The following is a 1,128-nucleotide window of genomic DNA, read 5'->3' as shown; positions in this document are numbered from 1 at the left end:
CCGTGCCGTCCAACGTCAATCCCACCGTCAGGCGACGCCGGTTGGGTCAGGAATTGCGCCGACTGCGCGAGATCAAGGGCATGACGGCCGAGGAGGTCGCGGAGCGGCTGCTGGTCTCGCAGTCCAAGATCAGCCGCCTGGAGAACGGCCGCCGCTCCATCAGCCAGCGCGACGTCCGCGATCTCTGCGGGGTGTACGACGTCGAGGACCACCGGGTCGTCGACTCGCTCATGCAGATGGCCAAGGACTCCCGCCAGCAGGGCTGGTGGCACGCCTTCGGCGACATCCCGTACAGCGTCTACATCGGCCTGGAGACCGATGCCGAGTCGCTGCGCGTGTACGAGCCCCAGGTGATCCCGGGCCTGTTGCAGACGCGGCAGTACGCCGAGGCACTGATCAACGGCGCCTTGCCGGAAGCGCCCCAGACGGACATCGACAAGCGCGTCAGCGTCCGTGCGCGCCGCCAGGACCGCATCACCGCCCCCGAGACCCCGCTGCGGCTGTGGGCGGTCATCGACGAGTCCGCGCTGCGCCGGCTGGTCGGCGGCAAGCAGGTGATGATCGAGCAGCTGGAGCGCCTGGTGGAGCTGTCGCACCTGCCGCACGTGACCGTTCAGGTGCTGCCCTTCGACATGGGGGCGCACCCGGGCATCAACGGGCAGTACGCCATTCTGGAATTCCCGGACGCCGCGGATTCCAGCGTGGTCTATATCGAGGGCGTCACCAGCGACCTCTATCTGGAGAAGGCGAACGACGTGCAGCGGTACAGCGTCATGTACGAGCACTTGAGGGCGCAGGCGCTGAATGTGGAGCAGACCCGGCACTTCATCGACGGGATCGCGAAGGAGTACACCCGCCTGAACACGGCGTGAACTCCGGCCGGACGGGCGCGTAAACCAGCCAGCTCACAAAGTCCGGTATGAGAGCAATGAAGCGATGTTACGAGTGGGGCGACGGCACGGTACACCGTCGCCACCTCGTAACGGAAGACCTGCAGGGTAGATGCCATCCGGTCGAGTGAACGGCCCCTTCACTCGGGGAGCTTGGCGAGTAGCGTCGATCACGCCACCGGGCAAACCGCTGGCGCTCACACAACTCTCTGAACCGGAGTGAACATGGCCATTCGTC

At 66.0% G+C, this 1,128-nt stretch carries 1 protein-coding gene; it reads left to right on the top strand.

Annotated elements, in window-relative coordinates; all coding sequences use genetic code 11:
• Positions 1-2: 2 nt before the first annotated feature.
• Positions 3-872, top strand: a complete 870-nt coding sequence (locus ABZV94_RS41845; protein ID WP_356350377.1) for a helix-turn-helix transcriptional regulator — start codon at positions 3-5, stop codon at positions 870-872.
• Positions 873-1,128 lie beyond the last annotated feature (256 nt).

The organism is Streptomyces sp. NPDC004658 (assembly GCF_040609555.1).
In the GTDB taxonomy this organism is placed as follows: Bacteria; Actinomycetota; Actinomycetes; order Streptomycetales; family Streptomycetaceae; genus Streptomyces.
This window is presented reverse-complemented; position numbering and strand designations above follow the sequence as displayed.